The sequence below is a fragment of the Pseudomonas sp. FW305-20 genome, from assembly GCF_058788075.1.
The window spans coordinates 22242-28408 of sequence record NZ_JBYTAJ010000052.1; the positions used below are offsets into that span (position 1 = coordinate 22242).

Below are 6167 nucleotides of genomic sequence, written 5' to 3' on the forward strand. Positions count from 1 at the left end.
TTTCAGAAAGTCCGCGTGTACAGGATTTACGACTGCTTCGCAGCCGAACGCAGCCTCGCCGGGGCTCGACAGCTGCTACAAGAGCTTGACCGGTATTACGGTCAGCTCAGTTCGATGCGATCGGCGTGAATAATAATCTGGCCGTTCTTGTACAACGCACCAATGGCCTTTTTGAAGTTGCCCTTGCTCACGCCAAACATACTGCTGATCACCGTCGGGTCGCTCTTGTCACTGACCGGCAGGCTGCCATTGTTGTCGCGCAACTTGGCGAGGATCTTCGAGTTCAGGCTGGTGGCGGCTTCTTCGCCTACCGGTTGCAGGCTCAGGCTGATCTTGCCGTCGGCACGGACTTCTTTGATAAAGCCCTTCTCTTCTTTACCGGCGCGCATGAACTTGAAGATTTCGTTCTTGTGGATCAAGCCCCAATGCTTGTTGTTGATGATCGCCTTGAAACCCATATCGGTGGCTTCGGCAACCAGCAAATCAACTTCCTGGCCAGGGGTGTAGTTGGCCGGGGTCTTGTCGAGGTAGCGGTCCAGACGCGCCGTCGCGGTGATGCGGCGGGTGTGCTTGTCGAGGTAGACATGCACCACGACATACTCGCCGGCGGTCATCTGACGTTTTTCTTCGGAGTACGGCAGCAACAGATCCTTCGGCAAACCCCAATCCAGGAAAACACCGATGCTGTTGACTTCAACGACTTTTAAACTGGCGAATTCACCGACTTGAACTTTCGGCTTTTCGGTAGTTGCGATGAGTTTGTCATCGCTGTCCAGATAAACAAAAACGTTGAGCCAGTCTTCATCTTCGCTGGGAATATCTTTGGGAATATAACGATTAGGCAGGAGGATTTCGCCATCCGCGCCACCGTCCAGATATAAACCGAAGTTAGTGTGTTTAACCACTTGCAAACTGTTGTAGCGCCCGACTAAAGCCATTTCCAATACCCTCATTGCGTGGGCGGCATTCTACCCGGTTTTGCGGGCCGCGTTCGCTGGCCAGCCCGGTGGCGCGAGAAAATCCTCTGAAGGGCTCAATTTTCCTGGGTTTTACCGCAAGCGCCAGGCCGCTCGTCAGGCCATCCTGGAGATTTTCGCCCCTGTCCGCCAGACCGAGAACTGTAATTTTTGACGATCGTTCTTAGTTAAAACAGCAGCTTAGAGGCCTATTCAGAACAATAACTTGTGATTAGTTCTTCATCTGCCCTGTGTATTTCGGGGGGATATTTACCAAGCAATTGTCAAGTATTTCCTGTACGATGCCTGGCCAAGTTAATTTTCTATAGGTTAATGGCCGCCATGCGTGTAAAAGCATCCAACAGCAAAGCAAAGCCAGCTCCAGCCGTTGAAACCAGCGAATCGATCAACAACCAGATTGCTGCGTTCCTCAAGTCCGGCGGAGAGATCCAGCAAATTGCCAAAGGCGTCAGCGGCCAGACGTTTGGCCCGTCCAAGCAGATCACCCTGGGCAAGAAGTAACTTCCCCAAGATCCGCCGCGTCACCTGGTCCCTAAGCGCTTTGAGCTTCGAAGCGCTTGGACTGGAACCCTCCTCGCAACACCCCCGCAAACAAACCAATATTTCAAAAATCGACGAACGGCCCTCGATGCCGATCATTCGCCGGTATGCTTGCACACGTCTAGATCAAGCGTTTCAGTAGGTTTTTAGTGCCTGCACCTCGCGGTCATGGAGTGACGCATGCTCAAACCCTCCTATTTATTGCTCGGCACCCTGCTGTCGTGTTCGGTCGCCAATGCGCAAATCTTTCAGCGTGAACTGGGCGACTTCGATCTCAAACTCGGTACCACCCCCAGCCGCAGCATGGCCCAGGGGCTGGTCAAGCCTTCCAGCACCGGCTCGTTCCACGGTGGTCTCGACCTGAGTCACGACAGCGGCTTCTACGTGGGCCAATGGTCACCGAGCATGGGTTTAACGCCAGGGGCCAACCTTGAAGTCGACTCCTACATGGGCTTTAAACAGCCTTTCGATAATACCCTCGGGTACGAAGTCGGCATGATCCGTTACAGCTATCCGAAAGTGGACACCCTCGACAGCCAGGAGCTTTTCGGTGGCCTGACCTTTCTGGGTAGCCGCTTCGGCGCAGCCTTCAGCAACGATCCGGACAAACAAAACAGCACGGTATTCGCCGACCTCGGTGGCAATCAGCCGTTTGGCATCGGGATCAGCATGAAATACACCACCCACCAGCTCAACACGCCGGTGTCCGTCGACGGTGGGTATGTAGGCAGTTTCACCGACTGGTCAGTGAAACTTTCCCGCCCGTTCATGGGCGTCGATCTGGACCTGATCTACAGTGATTCCAGCTTGAGCGGCAACAGTTGCTCCGCCTATTCCGGGCACAACAGTCAATGCGACGGGTTGGTCACCCTCAAGGCCGAACGCACCTTTTACTGATCGGCTGAACTGCGAGGCTCATCCTGCGTTCACATAAAGAAGCCCATTAAAAAAGCCAGGCCTTCGTAAAGGATTCGCCCATGTCGCGCTGGTTGAAGTGTCTCGTCGTCGTTATCACCATCAGTCTCGCCCTCGGTGCGTGCAGCCGTGTGGGCCTGGCCTATCGCAACCTCGACGTGATCATTCCGTGGACGCTCAGCGACTACCTGGACATGAACGGGGAGCAAAAAGATTGGTTTAATGAGCGCCTCAAAGAGCACCTGAGCTGGCACTGCACCACGCAATTGCCGGACTACCTCGACTGGCTGGATCGCTTGCAAGTGATGGTAGAAACCAACCAGGTCACCGATGCCGCACTGCAAACCCGCACCCAGGAAGCCAAAGCCGCCATCGCCCAGACCGCCCGGGAAATCACCCCGTCGGCCATTGAGCTGTTGCAGGGGCTGAATGACCAGCAAATCGCGGAAATGAACGAGGCCTTTGCCAAGGACCAGCGCAAACGCCAGGAGCAATACCTCAAACCGTCTCTCGATCAACAGATCAAGGCGCGCAGCCGGCGCATGGAAAAACGTCTGAATGATTGGCTCGGCCCGCTCAGCGCAACCCAGCAGCAGCGTGTTGTCGCGTGGTCCACCGCCTTGGGTGACCAAAACACGCAATGGATCGCCAACCGAGTCCATTGGCAGAAGCAGTTCAGTGCGGCAGTTGCGCAGCGCCAGAGTCCAGAATTCCCACAGCGAATCGAGACGCTTCTGGTGAATCGCGAGAGTTTGTGGACGCCCGCTTATCGCCAGGCCTTCGCCAGCACCGAAGCCCAGGCCCGGGCATTATTTGTGGACTTGATGGCCGAAAGCACACCGGAACAGCGCCAGCAGTTGTTGAAGAAAATTGAAGGTGTACGCAAGGACTTCAATGATTTGAAGTGTCTGAAGGCAGCAAAACAGAGCTAAGCACTACACAATTCCCCTGTGGGAGTGAGCCTGCTCGCGATTGCGGTGTATCAGTAAACAATGATGTTACTGATGTACCGCAATCGCGAGCAGGCTCACTCCCACAGGGGTTATGGGGTGATCGTCAGGCTATCTGCGCCCTCGATGCGATCTCATCAAACCTCACCTCATCCAGCGCATCTTCCTGCTCATCCAACACCTGCCGCGGATGGTCATTTCCTGGAATGCTACTGTCGATCAGGCTCAACAAACTCGAGCCCCTAGGCGTTAAAATGTAGTTCTCGCCATTGCCACCCTGATCTTCTGGTCGAGGCTCGATATAGCCCCGTAACAACAGTAACTTTTCGTACTCACCAGCTACCGTTTTCAGGTGATCCAGATTCTCGAACGGCTCACCTTTCGACGCTTTCTCCGCCGCATACTGCTCGGCGTAGGGCCGAGGGGTGAAAGTGTGGCCAGCGCCGTTCTGCACCTCATGCAGCAAGCGTTCAATCAAATCCCAGTTATAAGTCGTCATCCTGATTCAACCTCCGGTGCCCGCGAGTGAGTTGGCCTTCATAAGTTGTGACCGGCGCGGTTCGTAGCCGTTCAGCCGAGGTTTTGAACAGCATCGACCAGCGGTATGTCGAATTGGGCGTAGGCCAAACGACTAGGTTGTGTAAGTCACCTCCCAGCATCCCGCAGGAGAATCCCAATGAACATTCAGAATCATCCCGTCGTCTCCCGAGAAGAATGGCTCGCCGCCCGTAAACAACACCTGACCCACGAAAAAGCCTTCACCAAAGAACGAGATAAACTCAGCGCCGAACGCCGCGCCCTGCCCTGGGTGAAAATCGACAAGGACTACCATTTCCAAGGCCCGAACGGCGAACTGAAACTGGCGGACCTGTTCGGCGGCCGTAGCCAGTTGGTCATTTACCACTTCATGTTTGGCAAAGGCTGGGACGAAGGCTGCTCTGGCTGCTCGTTCCTGTCCGACCACATTGACGGCGCCAATCAACACCTGGCCCATCATGACGTCGCCGTGGTGGCGGTTTCCCACGCACCGTTCGCCGAATTCCAGGCCTTCAAACGGCGGATGGGCTGGAAATTCGATTGGGTGTCGTCAGAAGGCTGCGATTTCAACTACGACTTTGGCGTCTCGGCCCGAGCAGAAGACGTCACTGCCGGCAAAGCCACCTACAACTACGAAAAATCCGACGGCGCCGAAGAAGAACTCCCCGGCCTCAGCGTGTTTTATCGCAATGAAGCTGGAGAGATTTTCCACACCTATTCCACTTATGCCCGAGGCCTGGATATGTTGGTCGGGGCTTACAACTACCTCGACCTGACGCCTAAGGGGCGTAATGAAGAGGAAATCATGGAATGGGTGAGGCTTCACGATCGGTATGAAGACAAAGCCTCATCCAGCTGCTGCCATGGGGAGTAGAGCATCTGCCGGATACACTATCCCCAAACACCGCAAATCCACTGTGGGAGCGAGCTTGCTCGCGATGACTGACAAACATTCAACACTGATATCGGCTGATACACCGCTATCGCGAGCAAGCTCCCACAGGTGTCGGCAGTGTTTAGTCATCAGCAATTTGCCAGGCGACTGTCCGACCGCACCAGGACATTCCCCCTACATCAAGTTCAAAACCGGCGCTCTTTACCGGTGGGTGGCTGATCCTTATAGTCAAACCGTCGTCCAAAAGACGACCGGGTTTGGCGACCTGATCATAGAGAGTCCTTTTTAATTACGAGAGACTCCACCTATGGATAGATACATGCCCCTAACCGGAATCGACCTGATCCCGGCATCACTGCTCATCGACACCCAAGCACCACTAGACGTCCTGCATGCCATGGCCGACTACCGCATCCGCACCGTCACCCAAGTTCTGGAAAACATAGCCTTTCGCGCAGAAATCGGCTGCGACACCGTGGTGCTGTCCGACTTCTCAAAACTGCTCGCCATCCCGTAGCGGGACGGTTGTGATTTGATGGATGTGATCGGTCGGCGGTTGCGGGCCCAAGGCGCGGAGTGAATGAAAACGGGCGACCTGTTGGGTCGCCCGTTTCATATTGTGAGCAATAGACAAATCCCTTTCACAGCCGCAAAACCGGTTATTGCGATTACCGGATCCGCCGCATCTGTGGGATGTCTAGCGCGAAGGAATATCCCTGATGTCGGACACGATATATTTCGGCAAGGTACGGATATAGAAAGGCTCCACGTCCGAATTATCCTTGTGAGTCAGCGCCGCCACCATCGTCTTCATATTGCGAAGCTGGCCAAGTGCACCGCCAGGCTGCAGCCCCTCGCGAGCATGGGAGAAATGCAAGACTTCGGCGCCGGCCTTTTTGACCTTGACCTGATAACTGAAATCGACACTGGCAAGGATCGTATCGTCGTCGACGATGACCGACACCAATCCGCCATTGGAGTTGCCGATCCGGCGCTTGTAGACGGTGTTCACATCCAGCAGGTAGTCGGCACTTTCCTTGCTCGCTGCATAGCGATTAGCGCTCGACAATTGATTGATCAGCTCAACGCTGAGCTGCTCGCGCAACGTGTCTTGCGGCAGAAACCGCTCATTCTTGCCGATCAGTTCAACGTCGAAGGTATCGATCCAGTAGGTAGCGGTCGCCGGGATCTGAACCGGCGAGGGGGAGATGTAGTAATCCGGCTTCGAGGCGCAGCCCGACAAAAATAAGATTGCCAACAGTAAAGCCAACACACGCATGTCAATTCGTCCTTGTGGAAGGTTACGTTAATTTAAGAGCGATATTTTACGAGATGGGGGGGGATGCTCAAGTT

Annotated in this window: 7 protein-coding genes and 1 pseudogene; 5 read left to right on the forward strand and 3 right to left on the reverse strand. The window is 54.7% G+C overall.

Features of this window, described 5'->3' with window-relative positions; translation table 11 throughout:
• Positions 1–101 precede the first annotated feature (101 nt).
• A complete protein-coding gene (locus AC3WP4_RS27230; protein ID WP_102616660.1) occupies positions 102–938 on the reverse strand; it encodes a CvfB family protein in 837 nt (278 codons plus the stop codon).
• A 351-nt stretch (positions 939–1289) separates the two neighbouring features.
• Here AC3WP4_RS27230 and AC3WP4_RS27235 point away from each other — a divergent pair, with 351 nt between their 5' ends.
• The 3 genes from AC3WP4_RS27235 to AC3WP4_RS27245 all read left to right on the forward strand — a co-directional run bounded on the left by AC3WP4_RS27235 (position 1290) and on the right by AC3WP4_RS27245 (position 3364).
• Complete coding sequence (locus tag AC3WP4_RS27235; protein ID WP_017337097.1) at positions 1290–1478, forward strand: PFL_1563 family small protein; 189 nt, start codon at positions 1290–1292, stop codon at positions 1476–1478.
• A gap of 219 nt (positions 1479–1697) precedes the next feature.
• Positions 1698–2414, forward strand: coding sequence for a TorF family putative porin (locus tag AC3WP4_RS27240; protein WP_102616659.1), 717 nt, complete (start codon positions 1698–1700; stop codon positions 2412–2414).
• A gap of 80 nt (positions 2415–2494) precedes the next feature.
• Positions 2495–3364: a DUF6279 family lipoprotein gene (locus AC3WP4_RS27245; protein ID WP_102616658.1), complete on the forward strand. Its 870-nt coding sequence runs from the start codon at positions 2495–2497 to the stop codon at positions 3362–3364.
• Positions 3365–3488: 124 nt separating this feature from the next.
• Here the strand turns inward: AC3WP4_RS27245 and AC3WP4_RS27250 are convergent, their stop codons facing one another.
• The gene (locus AC3WP4_RS27250) at positions 3489–3881 is read right to left on the reverse strand and encodes a transcriptional regulator (RefSeq protein WP_074874388.1); all 393 of its coding nucleotides are present in this window, start codon (positions 3879–3881) and stop codon (positions 3489–3491) included.
• A gap of 177 nt (positions 3882–4058) precedes the next feature.
• Between AC3WP4_RS27250 and AC3WP4_RS27255 the strand changes: the two genes are divergently transcribed.
• Both AC3WP4_RS27255 and AC3WP4_RS27260 read left to right on the forward strand, forming a co-directional pair.
• The gene (locus AC3WP4_RS27255) at positions 4059–4793 is read left to right on the forward strand and encodes a DUF899 domain-containing protein (protein ID WP_102616657.1); all 735 of its coding nucleotides are present in this window, start codon (positions 4059–4061) and stop codon (positions 4791–4793) included.
• A 328-nt stretch (positions 4794–5121) separates the two neighbouring features.
• Positions 5122–5394, forward strand: a pseudogene (locus tag AC3WP4_RS27260) (hypothetical protein).
• A 117-nt stretch (positions 5395–5511) separates the two neighbouring features.
• Here the strand turns inward: AC3WP4_RS27260 and AC3WP4_RS27265 are convergent.
• Positions 5512–6093 (reverse strand): hypothetical protein, encoded by a 582-nt coding sequence (locus AC3WP4_RS27265; RefSeq protein WP_102616656.1) that lies wholly within the window; start codon positions 6091–6093, stop codon positions 5512–5514.
• Positions 6094–6167: the final 74 nt, after the last annotated feature.